This window comes from Pseudoduganella namucuonensis, from assembly GCF_900116645.1.
Classification (GTDB): Bacteria; Pseudomonadota; Gammaproteobacteria; order Burkholderiales; family Burkholderiaceae_D; genus Rugamonas; species Rugamonas namucuonensis.
In genome coordinates this window covers 147,042-172,836 of sequence record NZ_FPBO01000013.1, presented here as the reverse complement: position 1 = coordinate 172,836, position 25,795 = coordinate 147,042, and the positions used below count along the sequence as shown (strand labels likewise).

Sequence of the window (25,795 nt, the reverse complement as noted above, 5' to 3'; positions counted from 1 at the left end):
GAGACCGTCACCATCCGCGCCATCATGGCCTTGAGCGGGATGCGCGCGTCGTCCGACAGCACGCCGACCTCGAAGCGGAAGTCGCGTGACATCGATTCCTCCGCGTCCAGCGTGTCGACCAGCATGACCGTCCCTTTAGGGCCGTCTCCCCTGGGGAAGGCCATGCGCAGCAGCCGGTTGCCCTGGCTTTCCAGGCCCAGGATGGATAGCGCCTCCAAGCCGGTGATCGTCCTGCCTGCGTCCATGGCTGTCTCCTTTATATGGTCAAGCGATAGCGGACTTCGGGCCGTGCCACCTTGCCGGCTTTGTCGGGCAGGAAGGTGTCCCAGCCCAGGCGCCGCCGCGCACCGGGCGGCGCGAGCACGATCGGGCCGATGCAGGAGGCGCCGAGAATCAGCCTTACCTCGTAGCGCAGCTTCGGCGCGCCGAACAGTTTCAGCATCGCGGCCAGCGCCGCCGCCGCTTCGCCCCTGGGCAGGAAGCGCTGCAACTCGTCCCGCTTGAGGGGGCCGATGTCCAGCCTGGCCTGCCGGTCGTGCCGCCACACCCGCGTCCCCAGCACCGCGCCGTGGCCGAGGCGGGGACGCGTCACGCCCAGCGTGCTGCGCGCCTGCACGGGAATCGGATCCCAGCAGCCGTCGAATTGTTCCAGCCGCACCGGCACGCCGAAGTATTCGGACAGCACCTGCGAGATGGCGACAGCCGACGCCGGCCTGGCGCGCAGCAGCCCCGCGTAGCGGGCGGCCGTGTCGGCGCGGATGGCGCCCTCCGCCTCGGCGGCGCGGAACAGCGCGGCGTTGCCGCCCAGGGCCAACAGCAAGGGACGCTGCGTGTCCGCGCCGCCCATGTCCAGGCTGTGCTCCAGCCGGTGCTTGCCCCACGCCTGGCAGTACAGCGCCACCATGCGTTGCGCCAGCATGTCCATGAACGGCTTGGCGCCGGCCAGTTCGGGGTCGGCTTCGGCGGCGGCGATGCGCTCCGTATAGTGGAAGGGAAGCGCGCCGTTGGCGCCCAGCAGGCCGATGCAGGCCGGCGTGAGGCGCACATGGCGCGGCATTGTGCCGCCGGGCGCGCCTTCCATCTGCAGCGCCTCGATGTCGCCGGCCGGGAAGGCCAGCGACAGGCTGGCCTGGAAGCGCAGCACGTCGGTGTAGGCCTGCTCATAGGGAACGCCATGATCGGCCAGCCAGCGCACCAGCAGGCGCACGGCCTGCGCGAACTGGTAGCGCTGCGGCGCCTGGACCAGGCGCTCGATCACACCAGGCTCGCATGTCCGCTTCTGGGCTGGCATCGGATGAGCTCCTTGTTCGATTTCATGGACAGGACCACCAGCTGGCTGAAGCTGTTGACCTGCGCGTACAGGCCGAGGAAGCGGTCCATCACTTGCGCAAACAGGTGCAGCCCGCTGCCGGCGAACGCCGCCTCGTCGACGGTCAGCCGCACCTCCACGCCGTGCACCAGCGAGGCGCCGCGCTGGTGGCGCATCCAGTGCACGGCGTCGCGCACCTCCAGCCCGGTCACGCCGGCGACCTGGCGTTGCGAGGCTGCGCCTTGCGTCAGGTCGTACAGGGTCAGCATCTCGCGGAAGGCGGGCAGACCCTGCTGCGTCAGCGCGTGCTGGTTCAGGGTCAGGTGGGAAATCAGGCGCCAGTGCAGGCCCGGCGACATGGGCGGCCTGCAGGGCTGCGTGGGCCGGCGCACGAAGCGCAGGATGGCGCCGCCGGCGACGCCGGGCGCGGCGAGGTCGCCGCAGGTCTCTCCATACTTCAACTGGACGGGCAGGTCGCGGTTGGTGCAGGTCAGCTCCAGCGACAGCGTGGCGCCTTCCAGCTCGAGGCCGGCCGCGCCGGCATTGACCAGCGACAGTCGCTTCTCGTGTCCGGGACTGGCCGCTGCAAGCGCGTCGTCGTGCCGCAGCGTCCAGTAACGCCCCTCGCCTTCCTCGCCGTGCCGCAGCGAGTAGAACGGCTTGAAGTCGATGGCGTCCGCGCCGCCGCCCTGCGGCAGCATCGCCACGGAATCGACCGTGTACACCTCGTAGGCATCGGCTTGCGTGGCATGCGCGCGCACGGCGTGGTCGCTGGTGCGTTCGGTGAGAGCGATCGGTTCGCCGGGCCGCCGGAACAGGTTGACGACCGGCGCGCAGTGCAGCCGCAGATGGTCCGCCGACAGGCTGCGCAGCATGCGCGCGGCCTGCGTGTCCGGGCCGAGGCCCGCCAGTGCCAGATGCAGCGTGCAGCGCCGGCAACCCGCGGGCAGGCCGCCTCGCATGGCGGCCAGGTCGATGTCGAAGAAGTTGAACTTTTCGGGAAAGGCGAAGTATTCGATCAGCAAACGGTAGGCGGGATGCGATCGGGCGCAAAAGGGAATCAGCGCGTCCTCCTCCGCGAAGCCCACCGGCGCGATCGGAACCGACGCCAGCGGCACGTGGCCGCCCTCGTCGAACGCGATGTACGCCCCGGCGGCGGAGATGAAGAGCGCGTCGCGCAGCGCCGCGCCGAAGGACGCCTCGCCGTCGATGTGGACGCGCAGCGCGCGGTCCGCCAGGTGCGCCAGTTCCGGTCCGCCGGGCGTGGATTCGAGCGTGATGGACAGTCCCGCGCCGGCGTGGGCGGGCAGGCCCAGACCGGCGGGAACGGCGGCGATGGCGTCGAAGCGCGCCGCCGCCAGCCGCACCGGCGTCTTCGCCAACCCGTACGCCACCCTGAAGCCGCAGCGCACGCCCTGCACCGGGGGCGATTCCAGTTCGGTGCCGCGGGGGATCGTGAAAGCCGCCGCGCCCCGCTCGCCGTCCTCGGCGGCCTGCACGATGGCGCAGGACGGGAAAGGCCGCAGATAGTGGGGGAACAGCATCTCCAGCAGCGCCTCGGTGAACTTCGGGTAGTCGTCGTCCAGGCGCTTGGAGACGCGCGCCGCCAACAGCGCCACCGCCTCGATCAGGTGCTCGACATGCGGGTCGGCGCAGCCGTCGCTGCCCATCCGCAGCCGCGCGGCCACCTTGGGGAAGCGTTCCGCGAATTCGCGGCTGTGGCGCCGCAACGTCACCAGCTCTCGTTCGTAATACGGCAGCAGGTCTTCCAAGGCATCCCCCTAGATTCCGCACGGCAAATCGTATCGAGTGCCCATTATTGAGGTTTTGCACATTGGCAAGTTGCGTCAAATCAACGCCTGGCGCCGCCGGGCGCTGCATGCTGGGTGGCCTGCAAACCGCCACGAAAGGAGCGCGCAATGACCTTGCCACTGAAAGTCCTCTGGTCCGAGGGACAGACGCTGGGACCGCAGCAGTTCCAGCAAATGGACCGTTACCACGAGGCGCGCCTGCAACGCATGGCCGCCGCCCTGCGCGCCCACGTGTGGGGCGTGCGGTCCATCGAATGGATGGACGAGGCGCTGGCCAGCAACCGGCTGTGCGTGCAAACCATGTCGCTGATCTTCCCCGACGGCGAGATCTACGAGGCGCCCAACGGCGACGCCCTGCCGCCGCCTGTGGACCTGTCGTCGCTGCCGCAGGACCAGCAAAGCTTCACCTTCTACGCGGCGCTGCCGGCGCTGCAGCCCTACGGCGGCAACCTTGGCGCCGCCAACGGCGCCACCCACGAGGCCCGCTACGCTCGGGTGGACAGCGACACGCCGGACCTGTACTCGGAGGCGGTCAGCACGGACGTGGCCTTCCTGCGCAAGACGGTGCGGCTGCGTTCGCAGCTGGAGTCGCGCGACGCCCATGTCAGCATGCCGGTGATACGGCTGCGCCGCGTGGCCGGCGGCGGCTTCGAACAGGACCCCGCGTTCGTGCCGCCCTGCCTCGCGGTCGGCTCCTCCGCCGCGCTGCCGCGCATGCTCGACACCCTGCTCGCCAAACTCAACGCGAAGATCGCCTCGCTCTACCAGCGCCACCGGCAGCCGGCCAAGGGCGTGCTGGAATTCCACAGCGGCGACATGGCCTCGTACTGGATGCTCAACACGCTCAACACCGCCGCCGCCTCGCTCGGCCATTGCGCGCGCTACCGCCTGCATCATCCCGAGGAGCTGTTCGACCGGATGACGGCGCTGGCCGGCAGTCTGATGACCTTCTCCAGCAAATACGCGGTGGCCGAGCTGCCGGCCTACAGCCACGACGACGCCGGCCCCGCCTTCGCGCGGCTGGACGCCATCATCCGCGAGCTGGCGGACGTGGTCATCTCGTCCAAATACTTCACGATCCCGCTCGTCCTGGACCCGGACAGAACCACCCACCTGCGCGGCATGCTGGACGCGGCGCAGGTCGACAGCCAGACCATGCTGGGCATCGCGGCCAGCGCCGACATGCCGCCGCTGGAACTGGTGGCGGCCCTTCCCGTTCGCCTCAAGATCGGCACGCCGGACGACGTGGACCGCATGATCAACACGGCGGTGTCCGGCGTGAAGCTGCTGCACATGGCGCAGGTGCCGCCGGAGGTTCCCGTGCGGCCCAACACCTTCTACTTCTCGCTGGAGCGCAAGAGCGCGCTGTACGAGGCCATGCTGAAGGCGCAGGCCATCACGATCTTCGCGCCGGAGGGAATGAAGGGGCTCAAACTGGAGCTATTCGCGCTAAAGGCGTAGCGCCGGGGACGGTGGACTGGCGCACCAACAGCTCGGTCGGCAGAACAACCGACTCCACCCGCCGCCCCCCCAGGGTTTCCAGCAACAACGCCACCAGTATGCGGCCCGCCTCCTCTATCGACTGGCGGACGGTGGTGAGCGGCGGGTTCGATTGCGCGGCGGCACGGATATCGTCGAAGCCCGTCACCATGACGTCCTGCGGCACGCGCAGGCCGCCGTCGCGCAGGGTCGACATCACGGTCAGCGCCACCACATCGCTGCAGGAGAACACCGCGTCGAACGCGGTCTTTTCCCGCAACATGCGCTCCACCTCGGCCTGCACGCTGGCCTCCACAAACGGCACCGGACGATACAAAGCCGGATCCGCGTCCAGGCCGAGGTCCGCGTGGGCCTGCAGGTATCCCTCGTACCGCAGACCCAATTCCGGCAGGCGCCGGTCGCCGAAAAAGGCGATGCGGCGCGCGCCCTGCCGCAGCAGGTGTTCGGTCGCTTGCCGTCCCCCCATCGCGTTGTCGCTGCCAACGGTGCAGTACAACTGCTTGCTCAGGCGCGCCCCCCACACCACGAACGGCATGCCGCGCACCGCCAGCTCGTTGAACAGCTCATGGTTGTATTCCTGGCCCAGCATGATGGTGCCGATGGCCTGGCCGGTCTCGTGCGCCTGCAGCAGCTCGCCGCTCCTGGCCTCCTCCACGCCCACCACCAGCATGCTATGGCCGCTGTCGATCAGCGCGTCGCCGATGGCGCCCAGCAGCGCGAGGAAGAACGGGTCCTTGAAGTGCTGGCGCCGTTGCGAATGATAGGGAAAGGCCACCGCCACCGTGCGCAGCGGCTTGCCCTTGAGGATCTGCGCGCCGACATTGATCGAGTAGTTGAGCGACTTCGCCAGCTCGTTGATACGGCTGCGGGTTTCCTCGCTCAGGCGCGGGTTGTTGGCCAGCGCGCGCGAGACGGTGGAGACCGACACATTGGCCAGGCGGGCGATATCGGCCATTTGCAGCTTGGATGGCCGTGCTCCGGGCGCGGGGGATGCTGTGGGTGACTTCCGTGGGGGCATGGCGGGGATTCTGAACAGGTCCGGTCATTCTACCATCGCGGCGGCGCCGAACCAGGCGCCGAACGGCGGCAAGGCGATGTCCCCATCCCTCAGCGCGCCGCCCATGCCGTGCCCTTCGACGTCAACCGCGCCGGCGCGCGGGCAGGCCAGGACCACGGGCACGGCGGACAAGTTGAACGCCGCCACCAGCGCCGTCCCGCCGCCGCGGCGCGACAGCAGCAGGCAGTTGTCCGGCGCGTCATGGAAGCGGATATCGCCGCCCGTCAGCAGGGGCTGCGTTTTGCGCCATTGAAGGAAGCGGCGCGTCCGGTTCAGCACCGAATCGGCTTGCACGGCCTGCAGCGCGGCGGCGCGCGAACGGTGCTGCCCGGCCATCGGCAGCCAAGGCTCGCCGGTCGAGAAGCCGGCATGCGGCGCCCGCCCGTCCCATGGCATCGGCGTGCGGCAGCCGTCGCGCCCCTTGAACTCGGGCCAGAAGGCGATGCCGTACGGGTCCTGCAGACGCTCGAACGGAATCTCCGCCTCCGGCAGTCCCAGCTCCTCGCCCTGGTAGATGCAGGCGCTGCCGCGCAGCGACAGCATCAGCGCCAGCAGCACGCTGGCCAGCGCGGGCGGCGCGTCGGCCCCGCCCATGCGGGTGACCACGCGCGGTGCATCGTGGTTGCCGATGGACCAGCACGGCCAGCCGTCGCCGATGCCCGCCTCCACCGTCTCGACCACGCCGCGGATGTAGGCCCCGCTCAGCGCGTCGCCCAGCAGGTTGAAGGTGTAGGCCATGTGCAGCTTGTCGCCGCCGCTGGTGTAGTCGGCCATGACGGCTAGCGCGTCGTCGTCGCCGATCTCGCCCACGCTGGTGGTGGCGCCGTACTCGTCCAGCAGCGCGCGCAGGCGCCGCAGGAAGGGCAGGTTTTCCGGCCGCGTCTTGTCGTACAGGTGGCGCTGGCGCGAATAGGGATTGGTCAGCGGGGTCGAGTAGTCGCCGCGCGGGCGGGCGCCCCATGGCGGGTTGTCGCGCAGGCGCTCGTCGTGGAAGTAGAAATTGCAGGCGTCGAAGCGGAAGCCGTCCACGCCGCGCGCCAGCCAGAAGCGCACCTCGTCCAGCAGCTGGTTCTGCAGGGCGGCGCTGTGCAGGTTCAGGTCCGGCTGGCTAGCGAGGAAGTTGTGCAGGTAATACTGCTGGCGGCGCGTGTCCCACTGCCAGGCCGAGCCGCCGAATATGCTCAGCCAGTTGTTCGGCGGCGTGCCGTCCGGCAGCGGGTCGGTCCAGACATACCAGTCCGCCCTGGCGTTGTCGCGGCTGGCCCGGCTCTCCTTGAACCAGGCATGTTCGTCGGACGTGTGGCTCAGCACCTGGTCGATCAGCACGCGCAGCCCCAGTTCGTGCGCGCGCGCCAGCAGGCGGTCGAAGTCGGCCAGCGTGCCGAAAATGGGATCGACGTCGCGGTAGTCGGCGATGTCGTAGCCGAAGTCGCGCATCGGCGAGGTGAAGAACGGCGAGATCCAGATCGCGTCCACGCCCAGCGACGCCACGTAATCAAGCCTGGCGGTGATACCCGGCAGGTCGCCGACGCCGTCGCCGTTGCTGTCCATGAAGCTGCGTGGATAGATCTGGTAAATCACGGCGCCGCGCCACCAGTCGCGGTCCAAGGGAGCGAGCGGGGAGACCGGTGCATTCGGTTGAGACATGAGAGTATTCCTTACAAATGGATGAGTAGTGCGTTAGCCTTTGACCGCGCCGGCGGTCAGCCCGGAGACAATGCGGCGCTGGAACGCCAGCACCAGCAGCACCACCGGCACGGTGACCGTCACGGAGGCGGCCATGATGTTCCCCCACGGAAGCTCGTGCTGGCTGGCGCCGCTGATCAGCCCTATCGCGACGGGAATGGTGCGCTGCTCGGTGCTGAGGGTGAAGGTCAGCGCGAACAGGAATTCGTTCCAGGCGGTGATAAAGGCCAACAGCCCGGTGGTGACCATGGCCGGTCCCATCAACGGCAGGTAGATGCGCACGATCAGCGTCAGGGTCGAGGCGCCGTCTATCATGGCCGCGTCCTCGAGCTCCTGCGGCAGCTCGCGCATGAAGGTGGTCAGCACCCACACGGTGAACGGCAGCGAGAAGATCATGTAGGACAGCGTCATCGACAGCAGATTGTTGTACAGGCCGAGGGCCCGTATCAGTTCGAACATGCCGGACAGCACGGCCACCTGGGGAAACATCGACACCCCCAGTATCGTCATCAGCAGCGTGGCGCGGCCGCGGAACGGAATGCGGCACAGCGGATAGGCCGCCAGCAGGGCCAGGCCCAGCGACAGCCCGACCACGGAGGCCGACACCAGCACCGAGTTGGCGATGTTCTCGCCAAAGGCCTGCTCGCGGAACACGGCGGCGTAGTTGTCCAGGTTCAGCCTGGCCGGGAACAGTTCGGCGCGGAACAGGTCCCCGCTGTCCTTGAGCGAGGTGACGATGGCGTAATAGAACGGGAAGATCGAGTACAGCACGATCAGGCCGACCAGGCCGGCGAAGCCAGCTCTCAGGGCGATTTTCTTCACGGTCAGTTCTCCTTCGACATGCGGACCTTGCCGAGCACCATATACAGCGCGACGCAAGTGGCGATCAGCAGGAACAGCAGAGTGGAGGCCGCCGAGCCGTAGCCCACGTCCTGGAAATCGACCAGTTGCTGGCGCGCGTAGATCGACATCGACATCGTGCTCTGGTTGTTCGAGCTGAGGACATAGATCACGTCGAAGACGCGCAGCGCATCGAGCGTGCGGAAGATCACGGCCACCACCAGCGCCGGTTTGATCAGCGGCAGCGTGATGCGCCAGAACACCTGCCATGGCGACACCCCGTCCACGCGGGCCGCCTCGTAACAGTCCGACGGCAGCATCTGCAGCGCCGCCAGTATCATCAGCGTCATGAAGGGCGTGGTCTTCCACACGTCCACCAGCACCACCGACAACATGGACAGGTGCGGATCGGCGGTCCACGCCAGCGGCTGGCCGATCCAGCCCAGGTCCAGCAGCACATGGTTGACGACGCCGAACTGGTCGTTCAGCATCCAGCCCCAGATGCGGGCCGAAACGATGGTGGGTACCGCCCACGGCACCAGCACGGCCGCGCGCACCAGGCCCCGGCCGGGGAAGGAGGCATTCAGCACCAGCGCGAACACGGTGCCCAGCGCCACCTCGATGGACACCGAGATGGCGGCGAAGCGGAAGGTGTTCCACACCGCGCGCCACCAGTCCGGATCGGCCAGCAGGCCTATCCACTCTCCCTCGTCGAGGGCGAGGTAGTTGGCGAAGCCGATGAATTGGGGCCGCCCGACACCGGTCAGGCTGGCGTCCGTCAGGCTGAACCAGATGCTGCGCAACAGTGGCCAGCCGGCCACCGCCACCAGCACCGCCATCATGGGCGCGAGCAGCAGCCACGCCGTGCGCGCGCGCCGGCTGGCCATGGCCCCGCGGCTGGCCGCGCGCGGGGTTACCGCCAATTCCGATATATGCGCTTCGTGCTTCATCACCACTGCCCTCCCCGGCGCAGGCGCCGCAATTTCTTATCCAGCACGTCCAGGCGGTGGCCCGCCTCGTCCTGACCGGCCAGCACGGCGTGCACGGCGTTCGAGAACTCGATGCTGACACGGTTGTATTTGGCCCCGGTGGCGCTCGACGGACGCGCGGTTGCGCCGGCCATCGCGGCGCGCAAGGTGCCCAGGTAGGGCGCCACGGCCAGCACATCGGCGTCCTGGTACAGCGCCGGCAAGGTCGGGCTGTAGGATCCCTTGATGGCGCGCCGCTTCTGCTCCGCCTCCGCGGTGAGGTACATCACCAGGTCCGCCGCCAGGCCGGTCTGGCGGGAGTACCTGTTCACCACCAGCAGCGACCCAGCCAGCGTGCCGGTGGAGACGCCACCCTCACCCGCCGGCAGCGCGGCCACCCCGACCTTGCCGCGCACCGCGCTCGCGCCGTCATTGAGCAGCGACCAGGCGTAAGGCCAGTTGCGCATGAAGACCGCGTTCCCCGACTGGAAAATCCCGCGCGCCTCCTCCTCCGTGTAATTGAGCACGCCCTGCGGTGTGATGCCGCCCACCCAGCTCGCGGCCTCGTTCAGCGCCGCCACCGCGCTCGGGTTGTTGATGGTGACCTTGCCGCTGGCATCGACCACGGTTCCGCCGCCATGGCTGGCCACCCATTCCAGCGCGTTGCAGGTCAGGCCCTCGTAGGCCCTGCCCTGCCAGACGTAGCCCCAGGCCTTCTGGTTGCCGCGCGCGCGTTCGGCGGCCTGGATCAGCGCGGCCGTATGGCGCAACTGCGCCCAGGTCGCCGGCGGCGACTGTCCGTACTTGTCCAGCAGGTCTTTTCGGTAGTACAGCAGACCGGCGTCGCCGAACCAGGGCATGCCCACCAGGCGTCCGCCCACGGTGGCGCTGCGCGCCATGGCCGGGAAGTGGCCGGCCAGCCTGCCGCCCGCCGCGCCGCCCAGGTCGTGCAGGTGCTGCGCCAGGATGCCGGACCAGGCGATGTCGATCTGGAACACGTCGATGTCGGCGGCGCCCGCCGCCAGCAGTTGCTGCGTCAGCGTCAGCGTGTCGGCGCCCGGCATCGTCACCAGTTTGACCGCGTGGCCGCGCAGCGCGGCCCAGGCGTTCGCGCCCTCGCGGCACAGTTCCAGTTCCCGTCCGGTCGATCCGCAGGTGATCGTGACCGTGGCGGCGGCGGCGGACCTCGGCCCGGCCGCGCAGCAGGCCAGCGGGAGAACAAGCGCCAGCCGCATCCATGGCGATTCAGCGCGTGTCCTCATTGCCCCGCCCCGCACAGGAAGGCCATGCGGGCGCCCGCCTCGTCGAACAGGTGCGCACGCTCCTTCGGAAACGCCACGGACAAGGACTCGCCCTTGGTCCGGGGCACATCCGCGTCGGCGCGCACCAGCAACAATCGCCCCTCGGGCAAGCCGATATCGAGGTGAATAAAGGTTTCGTTGCCCAACCGCTCGGCCACCACCACCTTGCCGCTGGCATGGGCCCGTTCGGGCCCGCACAGCTCGATATGCTCCGGGCGGATGCCGAAGACGACCGGGCGGGCGGTGCTCCAGGTCGCCGCCGCCGGAATGGCGGCCGCGAGACGCACCGGCTTGCAGCCCCAGGGAGTGGCCAGCGCCTTGCCGTCCGCGTCCGCCGACAACGTGCCTGGCATCAGGTTCATTTTCGGCGAGCCGATGAAGCCCGCCACGAACACGTTGCGCGGCGCGTGATACAACTCCAACGGCGCGCCGACCTGCTCGATCCGTCCGCCATTGAGCACCACGATGCGGTCGGCCAGCGTCATCGCCTCCACCTGGTCGTGCGTGACATAGATCATCGTCGTGCCCAGGTCCTCATGCAGCTTGGCGATCTCGATGCGCATCTGCACCCGCAGCGCGGCATCCAGATTGGAAAGCGGCTCGTCGAACAGGAACACCTTGGGGTTGCGCACGATGGCGCGGCCGATCGCCACGCGCTGGCGCTGTCCGCCGGACAGCGCCTTCGGCAGGCGGTGCAGCAGCTGGTCCAACTGCAGGATGCGCGCCGCCCGCTCCACCCGCCGGCGGATATCGTCCTTGCCGGCTTGCGCCAGCTTCAGGCCGAACGCCATATTCTCATACACGGTCATGTGCGGATATAGCGCGTAGGACTGGAATACCATGGCCACGCCGCGTTTGGACGGCGGCTCGTCGGTCACGTTCACGCCATCGATCTCGATGGCGCCGGAGCTGGTCTCCTCCAGTCCCGCGATCATGCGCAGCAGCGTGGACTTGCCGCAGCCCGAGGGGCCCACAAACACCGTGAAGTCGCCGGCCTCGATCTCCAGGTCCACACCGTGCACCGTCTCATGCCGGCCAAAGGACTTGCGCACGGCGGTCAAAGTAACGTTGGTCATCGAAGCAGCCCTCAGAACTTGTACTCGATGCTGGCACGCAGGTGGCGGCCGAAGTTCGGCCGTCCCTGGAACACCGCCTGCTGCCCGCCCAGGATCACACCGGAACGCGGGTTGCCCTCGCTGACGCCGACCTTGTCGGTCAGGTTGGTCACCAGCAGCTGGAAGCGCGTCCTCGGGTTGATCATCGCCGCGAACCCCAGGTCGATCTCGCCGAACGCCGGCAGCGCGACCGTGTTGGCCACGTCGGCGTAGCGCTTGCCGGTGTAGCGGTACTCGCCAAACACATCATACGCATTGCCGGCGCCGAAGTGGAAAGCGGGACGCAGCGACGCCTGCGCCCTCGGCTGGCGCACGATCTGGTTGCCGGTGTAGTTGAATGCGCCACCATCGGCGCCACGGCCGGAGAAGCCGCTGTACTTGAGCTTTTGCAGCACGCCGCTGAAAGCGACGTCGAAGCGGGTGGACGGGCGCCAGACGAATTCCGCCTCCAGTCCGACCGACTTGGCCGCCGCGCTGGCCGATTCCGTCACCTGCGCGCCGTTGACGGTGGAGGTGGTGTTGAACGACAGGTTGGGGAAGTTGTTGTGATACGCCGTCACGAAGGCGGAATACTCCCTGGAGGCGTGCTTCAGGCCGAACTCCGCCATGCCTATGCGATTTTCTGTCGGGGTGCAGCAATTGAACCACTGCGCGAATTCGGGCGTGATGCGGAAGCTGCGGCCGGCGCGCGCAAAGCCCGACAGCGAAGGGCTGAACTCGTAGTTGGCGCCCACCGACCAGGCCGCCTGCTCGTCCTTGAACGTGTAGGGCTGGAAGGCGCCGCTGAACACCGCCACGCTGTCATCCGCCAGCGTGGCCGGGTCGCCCAGGTCCTTGTTCACGGTTTGCGCAATCCGGCCATGCTTGCTGACGGTGTGGTAGCGGATGCCGCCGTCGATGCGCAGCGCCTTGGTCAACCGCCAGTTGTCGGTCAGGTAGTAATCCAGATTGCGCACATGGTCGTGGAACTCCTGCAGGTTGGTATGCAGATTGAGCAGGCCGTTGCGCGTGAGCGAGGCGGTCACGCCGCCGGCGGCGTTCAGACCGACGACGTCCAGCAAGCGTGGCTGATGCACGGCCTCGGTCAGCACGTCGCTCCAGTTCCAGTTTTGCCGCTGGTTGAACCGGCTGTAATAGACCCCCGCCGTCAGCTCATGGTCGCCCATGCCCGTCTCCAGCTTTTTGCTGACGCTGAAGTCGTTGATCACGTTGTCCAGCTTGACGTGGGTGTTCCACAGGCCCTCGGTCAGCGCCAGGCCGTTGCCCAGGTCCGCGGGAGCCAGGTTGCGGCCATCGCCGCCGGCCACGCGGTATGCCGCCGACACAGTGGCCGGATTGGCGGCCCGCAGACGCCCAAGGCCCGATGCCAGGAAGGACTGCGCGCTGTCCACGCCATTGCTGAACAGTCCGTTGAAATCGATGGAACCGGCGGTGCGGCGGAACTTGTTTTGTATGGAGAGGGTCGGCGACAAGTCCTTCTCGTAGAGCGCGGTGAAGGTGTCGGTGTCGGTGTGGATGCCGTCCTTGAGATGGAAGGACTGCTTGAACGCGCCCTGGCCGTCCGGCACCGCCAAGCCGTCGAAGGCGCTCGACACCAGCGTACCCTCGGTGGCGGACAAGCCCGGCAACCCGCGCGAGGGCGACGCCATCGGCATGGCGGTGTAGAAGATGTTACGGTCGTTCAGGCTTCTCACGCCCAGGAACAGCTCTCCATCGTCCAGCTTGAAGGTCAGACCGCCGCGCAGCTGGCCGCCCTTGTTGCCCTGGAAGCCGGGGTCGCGCAAGCCGTTGTTGGTGCGCAGGAAGCCGCCCAGCTGGAACAGCACCTTCTCGCTGAGCGGGCCGGAAAGGTTGAAGTCGGTGCGCAGGTGGTCGTAGTCGCCGGCCTCCAGCTTGACCTGCCCTTGGAAGGTTTCCGTGCCCTTCTTGGTGATCACGTTCATCGAGCCGCCGGGCGCGTTGTTGGCCAGGATGGACGCCGTGCCGCCGCGCACGATCTGCGCGCTGCGGACGGTCGCGTCCAGCCGGAAGAACAGGTCGGCGTTGGTGAAGGCGCCCGCGCCCTCTTCCCAGACCGGCAGGCCGTCCTCCAGCAGCGGCAGATAGCGGTAGTTGTCATTCGGCAGGCCGCGCGAATACACATTGTTGCCCACTTCGCCGCCCGAGCTTTCAGCGAACACGCCGGGGGTCTGGGTCAGCAGCGCCGCCACGCTGAGGGGCGCCTTCCTGGCCAGGTCCTTTTCCGAGAAGGTGCTGATGGAATAGGAACTCTGGAATTTGGTGGTGTCGGAACCGCCGCGGCCGGTCACGATGACCTTGTTCAGTTCCAGCATGTCGGCGGCCGACGGCGCCGACGGCGCGGTCACCGCTTCGGCGTCGGCCTGTCCCGCCGCATGGACTTCGGCGCCAACGATGAAAGCGAGCGCGATGGACAGGGCCATGGGAGTGGCCCGGGGGGTGTGCATTGCCATTTCTGTCTCCTGGTTATTGTTCACTGCTTCGAAACGAAGATTAGCACCAATTGCAATCGATTGCACACAAATTTCTCGATTGGATTTTTGTGTGCAAACGGAAAATTCAGTATCGATTACGCTATCAAGCAGCGCATCTCCACTATGAGACGGCGGCTCGCAAACCACGGATAGACAGAGGGAATCGACTATTTTGTGCAATCAATTGCACACACCGCCGCAGCGGCGGATGGCGTGTGCTTGATGAGATGGGGGCGCGGGCCGCCAGCGGCCCGCGCTAGTGCGCCGCGGACGCCGTGCGCAGGTCGCGGCCCGACTCCAGCAGCGCGCGGAAGGCGCCGGCCGGCAGCGGCCTGCTGAAGTGGTAGCCCTGCATGATGTCGCAGCCCAGCCGCTGCAGGTAATCCAGCTGCGCGGCGGTCTCCACGCCCTCGGCCACCACCTGCAGCTTCAGGTTGTGCGCCAGCGCGATCACCGAGGCGACGATGGCGGCGTCGTCGCCGTTGGCGATGATGTCGCGCACGAAGGAGCGGTCCACCTTCAGCACGTCGATGGGGAAGCGGCGCAGGTAGGACAGGCTGGAATAGCCGGTGCCGAAATCGTCGATCGAGAGCTTCACGCCGATGGCCTTCAGCTCGCGCATGGTGCTGACCGCGCTGCCCACCTCGGCCATCAGCAGGCTTTCGGTCAACTCCAGCTCCAGGTCGCGCGCGGGCAGCCCGGTCTCGCGCAGCGCGGCGATGACGGAGCTGGCCAGGTCCTTCTGCGCGAACTGGCGCGCGGACAGGTTGACCGCCACCCGCAGGTCCTTGAAGCCGGCGCGCTGCCATTCGAGCGTCTGCGCGCAGGCGGTGCGCAGCACCCAGGCGCCGATCGGCACGATCAGGCCGGTCTCCTCGGCCAGGCCGATGAAGCGGTCCGGCGCCACCATGCCCAGGTCGGGATGCCGCCAACGCAGCAGCGCCTCCATGCCCACCAGGCGGCCGCTGCGCAGGTCCAGCTGCGGCTGGTAATGCAGCACGAACTGGCCGCGCTCGAGCGCGTGGCGCAGCTCGGCCTCCAGCTGCAGCCTTTCCAGCGACTGCGCGTTCATGGCGCGCGCGAAGAAGCGCAGCGTGTTGCGGCCGGCCTCCTTGGCGCGGTACATGGCGATGTCCGCGTGACGCAACACGGTGTCGCCGTCGCCGCCGTCGGCCGGCCAGGCCGCCACGCCGATGCTGAAGGTGGGGAAGCATTCATGGCCCTCCACCTGCAGCGGCTGCGCCAGCGCCTCCTGGATGCGCTGCGCCAGCGCGGCCACGCCGGTGCTGCCGTGCGGCCCGGCCAGCATCACGGCGAATTCGTCGCCGCCCAGGCGCGCCACCAGGTCGCCGGACGGCACCGCCGCGCGCAGGCGCGCCGCCACCTGCTTGAGCAGGCCGTCGCCGGCCTTGTGGCCCAGGCTGTCGTTGACCAGCTTGAAGCGGTCCAGGTCCAGGTACATCACCCAGGCCGGCGTGCCCTCGGCGATGGCGCGGTCCAGGTGCTGCTGCAGCAGGCTGCGGTTGGGCAGGCCGGTCAGGCCGTCGTAATGGGCCTGGTGCTGCAGCGCCGCCTCCGAGCGGCGCATGGCCGTCACGTCGTACTGGATGACGACGAAGTGGTGCACCTCGCCGGCCTCGTCGCGCACCGGGGCGATGTACAGGTCGTTCCAGTACATGCTGCCGTCCTTGCGGTAGTTGCGCAGCATGGTCTTGCCTTCGCGCTTGCCCTGGAACGCCGCCAGGATCTCGCCCACGCCGTGCTGCGCGCGGTCCTCCCCCAGCAGGAAGTCGGGGCTGTTGCCGATGGCCTCCTCGCGCGGGTAGCCGGTCACGCGCTCGAAGGCGGGGTTGACGTATTCGATCTCGTACAGCGGCGCGCGGGCGCTGATGATCATGATGGCGTTGGCGCTGGCCTCCATCGCGCGCTCGTGCAGGCGCAGCGCGGCGCGCTGGCGGAACGCCTGCAACGTGGCGGCGACGCGGTCGGCCAGTCCCTGCAGCAGCAGCACCTCGTCGGGATCGAAGGCGTCCTGCTCGTCGGCGTACACATTGAGCACGCCCAGCGACTGCTCCTGCTGGTGCAGCGGCAGCGCGATCTTGGCCAGGAAGCCGCGCCGCAGCGCCTCCTTGCGCCAGGGCGCCTGGCAGGGGTCGCGCTGCATGTCGTTGACGGCCACCGGCCGCCGCGAGCGCAGCGCGGCGCCCACCGAACCGGTGCCGGCCGCGCCGGCCTCCAGCGCGGGACGCAGCACCTCGAGGTAGCCCTGGTGCTCACCGGTCTGCGCGGCCAGCACCAGGTTGTTGCCGCCCTCGAACGCGCCGGCCCACGCCATGCGGTAGTCGGCCGCCAGCACGTCGCACACGCCCTGCAGCAGGGCGCGCTCGCTGCGGCTGTCGGCGATCACGCGCTCGCAGGCGTGGATCACGCGCAGCGCGCGGTGGCTGCGCCGCAGCGATTCCTGCAGGCGGTGCTGGGCCGTGATGTCGATGCCCACGCTTTCGATGCGGCCGGCGCCGTTGCCGGGCACGAAATAGGACTCGTAGCGCATCCAGCGCACTTCCCGGTCGGGACGCACGATGCGGTATTCGAAGCTGCCATGGCCGCGCTCGAGCAGGCTGGAGGACAGCGCCACCATGCGGCGCCGGTCCGCCGGGTGCACGCATTTCAGCCACAGGTGCGGGTCGGCGTAGAAGGCGTGGCGCGCGTGGCCGTAGATCCGCTCCACGGCCGGGCTGACGTAGTTGATGCGCCAGTCCGGCAGGTCGAAGGTCCACAGCACCTCGTCCAGCGACTCGATGGCGCCGGCCAGGTGCTGGGCGCGGCCGTAGGTGCGCGGCCGGGGCGAGGCCATCGGCGCCGCCGGCAGCGCCGCGCCGTGCGCGGGGGCGCGCAGCGTGCTGCCGGACCAGATGCTGATGGCGTTGCGGCCGCTCTTTTTACTGCGGTGCATGGCCGCGTCGGCGCTGCGCAGCAGCTCATGGGCGCTGCGGCCGTTCTGCGGATAGAAGCTGACGCCGATGCTGGCCGAGCTGCGCAACTGGCGGCCGTCGCAGTCGTAGGGCTGCTGGGCCGCGTCCAGGATCTGCTCCGCCAGCGACGGCGGCAGCAGCTCGGTGGCGCACAGGATGGCGAATTCGTCGCCGCCCAGCCGGCCCACCTGCGCCTCGGGCGGCACCAGCGCCGCCAGCCGGCGCGCGAAGCTCGACAACACCATGTTGCCGGCCGCGTGGCCCACGCTGTCGTTGATGGCGCGGAAGCGGTCCAGCCCGATCGAGAACACGGCCAGCCCCTGGCCGCCCAGGCCCGCGTCGCGGCAGGCCTCGTCCAGCATGGCGTAGAACTGGCCGTGGTTGGACAGGCCGGTCAGCGCGTCGATGCGGGCCAGCTTGAGCAGCTGCTCCTGCTGGCGCAGGCGCTCCACCGTCTGCGCCACCAAGGTGCCGATGGCCAGCGCCAGGTTGGGCAGCTGCGCCTCGCGCTGGCGCGACAGGGTGCTGAAGAACTCCAGCACGCCGGCGGGATGGCGCTGGCGCTCCTGGTTCAGGCAACTGACGGGGAAGGCGTAGCCCGACAACAGGCCGGACGCGGTGGCGCTGCGGCCGCGCAGGAAGGTCGGGCTGGTGGCGATGTCCTCTATCCACGAGGCCTGGCCGCTGCCCCACACCTGCCCCACCAGGCCCTGGCCGGGCCCCATGCGCACGGCGCGGCTGTCGCGGGTGAAGGCGTCCAGTTGCACGTGCGGGTCGTGCCAGTAGTGGCTGCACTTGAGCACCGGCTTGCCGGGATCGGCCTCCGGGTCCGGCGACCAGAACGCGCCCCACTCCCAGCCCAGCGTCTCGCACACCAGCCGTATCACCTGCGTGACGGCGGTTTCCACCGTGGTGGTGCCGACCAGGATGCTGGTCGATTCGAAACTGAAGCGCTCGCGCAGCGCGGCCTGCTTGGTGGCGGTGATGTCGGTCAGCATGCCGGTGGCCAGGCCGCCGCCGGCTTCGTGCGCGGCGGAACCGGGCAGCGTGTGCATGCGCAGCCAGCGCAGGCCGAAGGTCTCGTTGATGATGCGGAATTCGCAGTCCAGCGGCACGTGGCGCGCGTGCGGCAGCACCGCCATCAGTTTCAGCACGTCGTCCGGCACCACGTTGACCAGGCAGCGCTCCACGTCGTGCTGCAGGCCGGGCTCCACCTCGAAAAAGGCGGCGGCGCGCGCCGACACCACGATGCGCGCGCTCTCCGGGTCGTACCACCAGCGGCCAAAGGCGGCCGCCTGCTCCAGCGCGGCCAGCGCATCCGCTTCCCGCACGGCCGCCAGCAGCGCGGGCGACGCCGGCGCGGGCGACCGGTGGGTCCGTTCGCCGGGGCGACGCTGGGATAATTGATCCTTGCTCACTTCACACCTTCTGAATAAAAGGCTGGTGCGGCGCGACGGGCGCCCACGAGTCCTGTCATTCAGTCATGCAATATCCGGGCCAGGCGCGAACCGGGGTTCGCGCCCCCGCGCTGCGCCGCCCCGCACCAGCGCGGCGCAGCGGTGCGACGTTTTGGGGAGCGCGGACCTCAGGCGATACGCATCAGCTTCTTCAACACCGCGCGCAGGGTCGGGTCGGAGACCGGCTTGTCCAGCAGCCCCTCGACGCCGGCGGCGCGGGCGCGCGCGCCGTCGTAGGCGAACGGCGGCGCCACCAGCAGCACCACGGCCGGGGCGCGCCCCTCCTCGCGCCGCCCCCGGCGCAGCGCGGCGCACAGCGCGTAGGGATCGACGTCGGGCGTCGAGGTGTTGATCAGCACCACGGCGATGGCGCCGTCGGCGCAGGCCACCAGCGCGGACGGCTCGTCGTCGGTCCAGGCGCAGGCGATGTTGTAGGGCTTGAGCAGCAGCGCCACGTGGTCGCTGAAGCGGGCGCCCTGGTCCACCACCAGCACGCCGCCGCGCCGGCCGGGGCCGCGCATGGCCGCGTACTCGGCGGGATCGGTCAGGTCGAAGTCCAGCCGCTCGCTCCGGCGGCGCTCGGGCGGCGGCGGCAGGCCGGCCGCCGCCAGCCGGGCCAGCGCGTCGGCGCGGCGCGCCACCAGCCGCGCCAGTTCGGCGTGCAGGGCGCCCGCGTCCAGGGGCAGCGGCAGGCGCGGGAAGGCCAGGTCGATGCTGGGCGGGCCGACCAGCAGCACCGGGTTCAGGGCGCTGCCGTCCGCCCTGGGCAGACCGGCCAGCGCGCGCAGGTCGCCGCCGTTGGCGAGCACCAGGTCGGGCTCTTGCAAACTGTCGCCGGACAGGCAAAAATACGCCGGCCCCCGCGCCGGCGCGGCGGCCAGCAGCGCGGCCAGCGCCGCGGCCTCCTCGGGCGCGAAACCGGCCAGGCGCACCGCGAATGGGAATTTGTGTGTAGTCATGGACCCCGGGATTCGTCGTTTTTCGGCGTTTTTCGGATTTTTCAGCATTTAAGCACAGTTCGGGCTTCCCTCCCCAGCCCGGATTTGCCGCCGGCGCGGCCCGTTGCGGATAGAATGCGCAGGCGTCCGCCGCGGCCCGCGCCGCGCGGAAAGCGCCGGGAACCACAAATAACTGTATATAATCACAGCATTTCGTCGCAACAACAAGAACCGCACAACCTAGCTCGATCAAGTATGGCCACTAAAAAACCTGTTTCCGACTACAGCGAATCATCGATCCGCGTCCTCAAGGGCCTGGAGCCCGTCAAGCAGCGGCCGGGCATGTACACCCGCACCGAGAATCCGCTGCACATCATCCAGGAGGTGATCGACAACGCCTCCGACGAGGCGCTGGGCGGCCATTGCAAGAACATCATCGTGACGCAGAACGCGGACGGCAGCATCACCGTCGAGGACGACGGCCGCGGCATCCCGGTCGGCCTGCACCCCGAGGAAAACGTGCCGACGGTGGAAATCGTGTTCACCCGCCTGCACGCGGGCGGCAAGTTCGACAAGGGCTCGGGCGGCGCCTACGCCTTCTCCGGCGGCCTGCACGGCGTCGGCGTGTCGGTCACCAACGCGCTGTCCAAGCGCCTGGAAATCTCGGTGTGGCGCAAGGACGACAACGGCAACGGCTTCCACCAGCTGGCCTTCGAGCACGGCGACCTGGTCGAGCCGCTGTCGTCGGCGCCGGCGCCGCGCGACGGCAAGAAGTCCGGCACCCGCGTCACCGCCTGGCCGGACGCGAAATACTTCGATTCGCCGCTGATCTCGCAGGTCGAGCTGCAACGCCTGCTGCGCTCCAAGGCCGTGCTGCTGCCCGGCGTGACCGTCACCCTGGCCAACGCCAAGACCGGCGACTCGCAGACCTGGAAGTACGACGAGGGCCTGCGCGGCTACCTGACCGAGGCGCTGGCGCAATCCTCCGACGGCGAGACGCTGATCCCCCTGTTCGAGGGCGCGCAGTTCGCCGGCCCGGACGCCGAGGGCTTCGCCGAGGGCGAGGGCGCGGCCTGGGTGGTGGCGTGGACCGAGACCGGCGCCATCGTGCGCGAATCCTATGTGAACCTGATTCCCACGCCGAACGGCGGCACCCACGAATCGGGCCTGCGCGACGGCCTGTTCGGCGCGGTCAAGAACTTCGTCGAGATGCACTCGCTGCTGCCCAAGGGCGTCAAGCTGCTGCCGGAGGACGTGTTCGCGCGCGTTTCCTTCGTGCTGTCGGCCAAGGTGCTGGACCCGCAGTTCCAGGGCCAGATCAAGGAGCGCCTGAACTCGCGCGACGCGGTGCGCCTGGTGTCCACCTTCGTCAAGCCGCCGCTGGAGCTGTGGCTGAACCAGCACATCGACTACGGCAAGAAACTGGCCGAGCTGGTGATCAAGCAGGCCCAGTCGCGCCTGCGCTCGCTGCAGAAGGTGGAAAAGAAAAAATCGTCCGGCGTGGCCGTCCTGCCGGGCAAGCTGACCGACTGCGAATCGAGCGACGTGCACCGCACCGAGATCTTCCTGGTCGAGGGCGACTCGGCGGGCGGTTCGGCCAAGATGGGCCGCGACAAGGAGTTCCAGGCCATCCTGCCGCTGCGCGGCAAGGTGCTGAACTCCTGGGAGACCGACAAGGACCGCCTGTTCGCCAACAACGAGATCCACGACATCTCGGTGGCCATCGGCGTCGACCCGCACGGCTTCGGCGACTCGCCCGACCTGTCCGGCCTGCGCTACGGCAAAATCTGCATCCTCTCCGACGCGGACGTGGACGGCTCGCACATCCAGGTTCTGCTGCTGACGCTGTTCTTCCGCCACTTCCCGGCGCTGATCCAGAAGGGCCACATCTGCATCGCCCGTCCGCCGCTGTTCCGGGTGGACGCGCCGGCGCGCGGCAAGAAGCCGATCCAGAAGCTGTACGCGCTGGACGAGGGCGAATTGATCGCCATCGAGGACAAGCTGCGCAAGGACGGCCTGAAGGACGGCAGTTGGGCGATCTCCCGCTTCAAGGGCCTGGGCGAGATGAACGCCGAGCAGCTGTGGGAAACCACCATGAACCCGGACACGCGCCGCCTGCTCCCGGTGAAGCTGGGCCGCACCGGCCACAACGCCTCCTCCGCGCGCTTCAATATGCTGATGGGTAAAGGCGAAGCCGCCGCCCGCCGCGCGTGGATCGAGGAACACGGCAACGAAGTCGAAGCCGACATTTAATACAGCACACGGTAACAGATCATGAATCAAGCAAACCTCTTTGACGAACCGAAGCTGGACGAGCCGGCCGGTAAACAAGATGTGGCCCCGGAAGTGGACGCGGAATCGGGCGCCGCCGCCGCCGCGGCCATGGCCGAAGCGGTCGCCGGCGCCGAGGCCGAGGCGGCCGATGAAATCGCCCCGTTCGGCGGCGGCGATGGCGGTGGCGATGGTGGAGATGGCGGCGACGGCGGCGATGACGGCGACGATGGCGACGGCGGCGACGGCGGCGAAACGCTGGTCCTGTCCACCTTCGCCGAGCGCGCCTACCTCGACTACGCGATCTCCGTGGTCAAGGGCCGCGCGCTGCCGGACGTGTGCGACGGCCAGAAGCCGGTGCAGCGCCGCATCCTGTACTCGATGAATGAACTGGGCCTGGGCCACACCGCCAAGCCGCGCAAGTCCGCAACCGTGGTGGGCGACGTGCTGGGTAAATTGCACCCGCACGGCGACCAGTCGGTGTACGACGCGCTGGTGCGCATGGCGCAGGACTTCTCGCTGCGCTACCCGCTGATCGACGGCCAGGGCAACTTCGGCTCGCGCGACGGCGACGGCGCCGCCGCGATGCGGTACACCGAGGCCCGCCTGACGCCGATCTCGCGCCTGCTGCTCGACGAGATCGACCTGGGCACGGTGGACTTCCAGCCCAACTACGACGGCTCGTACGAGGAACCGAGCCTGCTGCCGGCGCGCCTGCCCATGGTGCTGCTGAACGGAGCCTCCGGCATCGCGGTCGGCCTGGCCACCGAAATCCCGTCGCACAACCTGACCGAGGTGGCGCAGGCGGCGGTGGCCATGATACGCAACCCGAAGATCTCGCACGACGAGCTGATGGCGCTGGTGCCGGGTCCGGACTTCCCGGGCGGCGGCCAGATCATCACGCCGGCGGCGCAGATCCGCGACATGTACGCCAACGGCCGCGGCTCCATGAAGGTGCGCGCGCGCTGGAAGATCGAGGAACTGGCGCGCGGCCAGTGGCAGGCTGTGGTCACCGAACTGCCGCCGGGCACCTCGTCGCAGAAGGTGCTCGAGGAGATCGAGGAACTGACCAATCCCAAGGTCAAGATGGGCAAGAAGGCGCTGTCGGCCGACCAGTTGGCGCTCAAGCAGCTGATCCTCGGCTCGCTCGACACCATCCGCGACGAATCGGGCCGCGCCGCGCCGGTGCGCCTGGTGTTCGAACCCAAGTCCAAGAACCAGGACCAGACCGAATTCATGCTGATGCTGCTGGCCCACACCTCGCTCGAGTCCTCGGCCTCGATCAATCTGGTGATGATAGGCAGCGACGGCCGCCCGCGCCAGAAGGGCATCGGCGACATCATCGGCGAGTGGATCGGCTTCCGCTTCGAGACCGTCACCCGCCGCTCGCAGTTCAAGCTGAAAAAGGTGGAGGACCGCATCCACATCCTGGAGGGCCGCGAGACCATCCTGCTCAACATCGACGAGGTGATCCACATCATCCGCAATTCGGACGAACCGAAGGCGGCGCTGATGGAGCGCTTCAACCTGTCGGCCATCCAGGCCGAGGACATCCTTGAAATCCGCCTGCGCCAACTGGCGCGCCTGGAGGCGATCAAGATCCAGCAGGAACTGGCCGACCTGCGCAAGGAAAAGCAGACCCTGATGGACCTGCTGGAAAACCCGTCGTCGATGAAGCGCCTGATCATCAAAGAGATCGAGGCCGACGCCAAGACCTACGGCGACGCGCGCCGCACCCTGATCGAGGAGGCGCAGAAGGCCGTCGCCGAGCAGAAGGTGGTGGACGAGCCGGTCACCGTCATCGTCTCGGAAAAAGGCTGGATCCGCGCCCGCACCGGCATCGGCCACGACAAAACCCAGTTCACCTTCAAGGTGGGCGACGCGCTGCACGACGCCTTCGAGTGCCGCACCGTCGACACCCTGCTCGGCTTCGGCGACAACGGCAAAGTGTATTCGGTGCCGGTGGCCGCGCTGCCGAACGCGCGCGGAGACGGCGTGCCGATCACCACCCTGCTCGACCTGTCGGGCGGCGTACGCATCAAGCACTACTTCGCCGGTCCGGCGTCCACCCAGCTGCTGCTGTCCTCCAGCGCGGGATTCGGCTTCATCGCCAAGGCCGGCGACATGGTCAGCCGCCTGAAGGGCGGCAAGGCCTTCATCACGCTGGACGAGGGCGACCTGCCGTTGCCGCCGTCCGTGGTGGGGCAGGACGCCAGCGCCGTAGCCGCGCTGTCCGAGAAGGGCCGCCTGCTGGTGTTCGGCCTGTCCGAAATGAAGACGCTGACCAACGGCGGCCGCGGCGTGACCCTGATGGAGCTCGACGCCAAAGAGACGCTGCTGTCGGCCGCGGCCATCAGCCAGAAGGGCGTGATCGTCCATGGCACCATGGCGGCCAAGCCGCGCGAGCTGGAAATGTCCGGCAACGTGCTGGCGCCGCACTTCGGCAAGCGCGCCCGCAAGGGCAAGGAGCTGGTGCAGCGCATCAAGGCCTCCACACTGGCGCCCAAGTAGGCGCGTCCTCCCGGTGGCGGCGCTGTTGCGCCGCCACCATCCCCCGCATTTGACTAACTCCCCCCGCTTCAGCACAATGCCTGAACTGGGTGGAGGACCCGCATGACGATAGCCGGCACGATGCTGAAGGAAGCGCTCTTGATCGGCGTGGTCATATACGCCTGTTCCATCTTCGGCATCTACACCGCGCCGCCCGGCGTGCTGGCCGCGTTCTGGCCGGCCAACGCCGTGCTACTGGGCCTGCTGGTGCGGCGCGACCACCCGCCCGGGCTGGCGCACTGGCTGGCCGCCGCCGCCGGCTACATGCTGGCGTCCCTGTACATGGACCACGGCTGGGCCAAAAGCGTCATGCTCGCCTGCACCAACATGCTGGGCGTGGCCGTCGGCCATATCCTGCTCGCCCGCCTGGACGAAGCGCACCAGGGCCTGCGCCATCCGCGTTCCATGATGCGCTTCCTGCTGGTGGTGGTCGGCGCGTCCGCCGCCGCCGGCGTGTCCGGCATCTTCGTCAATCCCGTGCTGTTCGGCGGCAGCCACGCCTACGGCTTCGCCTTCTGGTTCTGCACGGAGCTGGTCAGCTACATCGCCATCCTGCCGGTGATGCTGACCTTGCCCGACGCGCGGCGCTGGCTCAAGGACCACCGGCGCCGCGCCGACTGGCCCCAATGGCGGCTGGAATACCTGGCGCCGCTGGCGGCGTTCGCCGGCAGCCTGTGGCTGGGCACGCAGCTGGGCGGCCCGGGCGCCATCGCCTACCCGGTTCCCGCCATGCTGTGGTGCGCGCTCAGCTACAGCCTGTTCGCCACCGCCGGCATCACCCTGCTGTTTTCGATGTGGACCCTGCTGGCCATCGCCAGCGGCACGCTGGTGCTGGGCGCCAGCGTCGACAGCCCGCAAGCCATCATGTCGCTGCGCGTGGGCGTCACGCTGACCGCGCTGGCGCCGCTGACGGTGGCCAGCGTGATGGTCGCGCGCAACGAGCTGCTGGAACGGCTGAAATACGCCGCCTCGCACGACCACCTGACGCAAGTGCTCAACCGCAGCGGCTTCATGCTGCGCGCCGACGGCCTGCTCACCACGCCGCACCTGTTGCGGCGCCCGGTGGCGGTGCTGATGATGGACATCGACCACTTCAAGAAGGTCAACGACAGCTACGGCCATGCGGCCGGCGACGTGGTGTTGAAGGAATTCGCGGCGATCGCCCAGGGCTGCCTGCGCGCCGGCGACCTGCTGGGCAGGCTGGGAGGGGAAGAGTTCGCGGTGCTGCTGCCGGGCTGCGTCCCGGAAGACGCGCGGCTTATTGCCCAGCGCATCTGCGACGCGGTCGCCCGGCACGGCATGCCGGTCGGGGACGGCCAGCTGCTCAACTGCACGGTCAGCATCGGCGTCTACAGCGAACCGCAGGTGGCGACGCCGATCGAAACCATGCTATCGGCGGCCGACGCCGCGCTCTACCGCGCCAAGGAAGCCGGCCGCAACCGCGTCATGTTGTCATAATTACATCGGTGTCAGGCGCGACATTCGGACATTTGTCCGAATGTCGCGCCTGACACCGATGTTAAGGCGG

16 protein-coding genes are annotated in these 25,795 nt (G+C 68.6%); 4 read left to right on the top strand and 12 right to left on the bottom strand.

The window, feature by feature from the left end:
- The 3 genes from BM436_RS15920 to tssF all read right to left on the bottom strand — a co-directional run.
- On the bottom strand, positions 1–245 hold a 245-nt coding region (locus BM436_RS15920; protein ID WP_143133160.1), incomplete at its 3' end, for a hypothetical protein.
- Positions 246–256: 11 nt separating this feature from the next.
- Positions 257–1,291, bottom strand: coding sequence for a type VI secretion system baseplate subunit TssG (gene tssG, locus BM436_RS15915; protein ID WP_093556509.1), 1,035 nt, complete (start codon positions 1,289–1,291; stop codon positions 257–259).
- Positions 1,255–3,081: a type VI secretion system baseplate subunit TssF gene (gene tssF, locus BM436_RS15910; RefSeq protein WP_093556508.1), complete on the bottom strand. Its 1,827-nt coding sequence runs from the start codon at positions 3,079–3,081 to the stop codon at positions 1,255–1,257. Before tssF ends, tssG begins: the two co-directional genes overlap by 37 nt.
- A gap of 147 nt (positions 3,082–3,228) precedes the next feature.
- Here tssF and tssK point away from each other — a divergent pair, with 147 nt between their 5' ends.
- Positions 3,229–4,581, top strand: a complete 1,353-nt coding sequence (gene tssK / locus BM436_RS15905; protein WP_093556507.1) for a type VI secretion system baseplate subunit TssK — start codon at positions 3,229–3,231, stop codon at positions 4,579–4,581.
- Here tssK and BM436_RS15900 read toward each other — a convergent pair.
- From BM436_RS15900 to BM436_RS15860, 9 genes are all read right to left on the bottom strand, one after another.
- On the bottom strand, positions 4,550–5,575 hold the full coding sequence (locus tag BM436_RS15900; RefSeq protein WP_093556506.1) for a LacI family DNA-binding transcriptional regulator: 1,026 nt from the start codon (positions 5,573–5,575) through the stop codon (positions 4,550–4,552). The two genes, tssK and BM436_RS15900, sit on opposite strands and share 32 nt — an antisense overlap.
- A gap of 87 nt (positions 5,576–5,662) precedes the next feature.
- Entirely contained in the window at positions 5,663–7,324 is a 1,662-nt protein-coding gene (locus tag BM436_RS15895) for an alpha-amylase family glycosyl hydrolase (protein WP_093556505.1), read from the bottom strand.
- A 33-nt stretch (positions 7,325–7,357) separates the two neighbouring features.
- Complete coding sequence (locus tag BM436_RS15890) at positions 7,358–8,185, bottom strand: carbohydrate ABC transporter permease (protein ID WP_218164867.1); 828 nt, start codon at positions 8,183–8,185, stop codon at positions 7,358–7,360.
- A 2-nt stretch (positions 8,186–8,187) separates the two neighbouring features.
- Positions 8,188–9,153 (bottom strand): carbohydrate ABC transporter permease, encoded by a 966-nt coding sequence (locus BM436_RS37550; protein WP_093556504.1) that lies wholly within the window; start codon positions 9,151–9,153, stop codon positions 8,188–8,190.
- Positions 9,153–10,433 carry an ABC transporter substrate-binding protein gene (locus tag BM436_RS15880; protein ID WP_218164866.1) on the bottom strand — a complete coding sequence of 427 codons (1,281 nt, stop codon included), beginning with the start codon at positions 10,431–10,433 and terminating at the stop codon, positions 9,153–9,155. The genes BM436_RS37550 and BM436_RS15880 overlap by 1 nt, the downstream gene beginning before the upstream one ends.
- Positions 10,430–11,548, bottom strand: coding sequence for an ABC transporter ATP-binding protein (locus BM436_RS15875; protein WP_093556502.1), 1,119 nt, complete (start codon positions 11,546–11,548; stop codon positions 10,430–10,432). The genes BM436_RS15880 and BM436_RS15875 overlap by 4 nt, the downstream gene beginning before the upstream one ends.
- 11 nt (positions 11,549–11,559) lie before the next feature.
- On the bottom strand, positions 11,560–14,058 hold the full coding sequence (locus BM436_RS15870; protein WP_093556501.1) for a TonB-dependent siderophore receptor: 2,499 nt from the start codon (positions 14,056–14,058) through the stop codon (positions 11,560–11,562).
- Positions 14,059–14,335: 277 nt separating this feature from the next.
- A complete protein-coding gene (locus BM436_RS38490; protein ID WP_093556500.1) occupies positions 14,336–18,469 on the bottom strand; it encodes an EAL domain-containing protein in 4,134 nt (1,377 codons plus the stop codon).
- A gap of 167 nt (positions 18,470–18,636) precedes the next feature.
- A complete protein-coding gene (locus BM436_RS15860; RefSeq protein ID WP_143133158.1) occupies positions 18,637–19,467 on the bottom strand; it encodes a response regulator in 831 nt (276 codons plus the stop codon).
- 234 nt (positions 19,468–19,701) lie between these two features.
- On the opposite strand from BM436_RS15860, the gene BM436_RS15855 reads away from it, so the two are divergent.
- From BM436_RS15855 to BM436_RS15845, 3 genes are all read left to right on the top strand, one after another.
- A complete protein-coding gene (locus tag BM436_RS15855) occupies positions 19,702–21,699 on the top strand; it encodes a DNA topoisomerase IV subunit B (RefSeq protein ID WP_093556498.1) in 1,998 nt (665 codons plus the stop codon).
- Between the two features lie 21 nt (positions 21,700–21,720).
- Positions 21,721–24,228, top strand: a complete 2,508-nt coding sequence (parC, locus tag BM436_RS15850; protein ID WP_229490346.1) for a DNA topoisomerase IV subunit A — start codon at positions 21,721–21,723, stop codon at positions 24,226–24,228.
- A 102-nt stretch (positions 24,229–24,330) separates the two neighbouring features.
- Positions 24,331–25,725 carry a GGDEF domain-containing protein gene (locus BM436_RS15845; protein ID WP_093556497.1) on the top strand — a complete coding sequence of 465 codons (1,395 nt, stop codon included), beginning with the start codon at positions 24,331–24,333 and terminating at the stop codon, positions 25,723–25,725.
- Positions 25,726–25,795: the final 70 nt, after the last annotated feature.

Coding starts and splice junctions, on each gene's coding strand:
- BM436_RS15880 (WP_218164866.1), bottom strand. CDS start 10,433: ATGAGGACACGCGCTGAATCGCCATGGATGCGGCTGGCGCTTGTTCTC.
- parC (WP_229490346.1), top strand. CDS start 21,721: ATGAATCAAGCAAACCTCTTTGACGAACCGAAGCTGGACGAGCCGGCC.
- BM436_RS15875 (WP_093556502.1), bottom strand. CDS start 11,548: ATGACCAACGTTACTTTGACCGCCGTGCGCAAGTCCTTTGGCCGGCAT.
- BM436_RS37550 (WP_093556504.1), bottom strand. CDS start 9,153: ATGAAGCACGAAGCGCATATATCGGAATTGGCGGTAACCCCGCGCGCG.
- BM436_RS15895 (WP_093556505.1), bottom strand. CDS start 7,324: ATGTCTCAACCGAATGCACCGGTCTCCCCGCTCGCTCCCTTGGACCGC.
- tssK (WP_093556507.1), top strand. CDS start 3,229: ATGACCTTGCCACTGAAAGTCCTCTGGTCCGAGGGACAGACGCTGGGA.
- BM436_RS15845 (WP_093556497.1), top strand. CDS start 24,331: ATGACGATAGCCGGCACGATGCTGAAGGAAGCGCTCTTGATCGGCGTG.
- BM436_RS15855 (WP_093556498.1), top strand. CDS start 19,702: ATGGCCACTAAAAAACCTGTTTCCGACTACAGCGAATCATCGATCCGC.
- BM436_RS15870 (WP_093556501.1), bottom strand. CDS start 14,058: ATGGCAATGCACACCCCCCGGGCCACTCCCATGGCCCTGTCCATCGCG.
- BM436_RS15860 (WP_143133158.1), bottom strand. CDS start 19,467: ATGACTACACACAAATTCCCATTCGCGGTGCGCCTGGCCGGTTTCGCG.
- tssG (WP_093556509.1), bottom strand. CDS start 1,291: ATGCCAGCCCAGAAGCGGACATGCGAGCCTGGTGTGATCGAGCGCCTG.
- BM436_RS15900 (WP_093556506.1), bottom strand. CDS start 5,575: ATGGCCGATATCGCCCGCCTGGCCAATGTGTCGGTCTCCACCGTCTCG.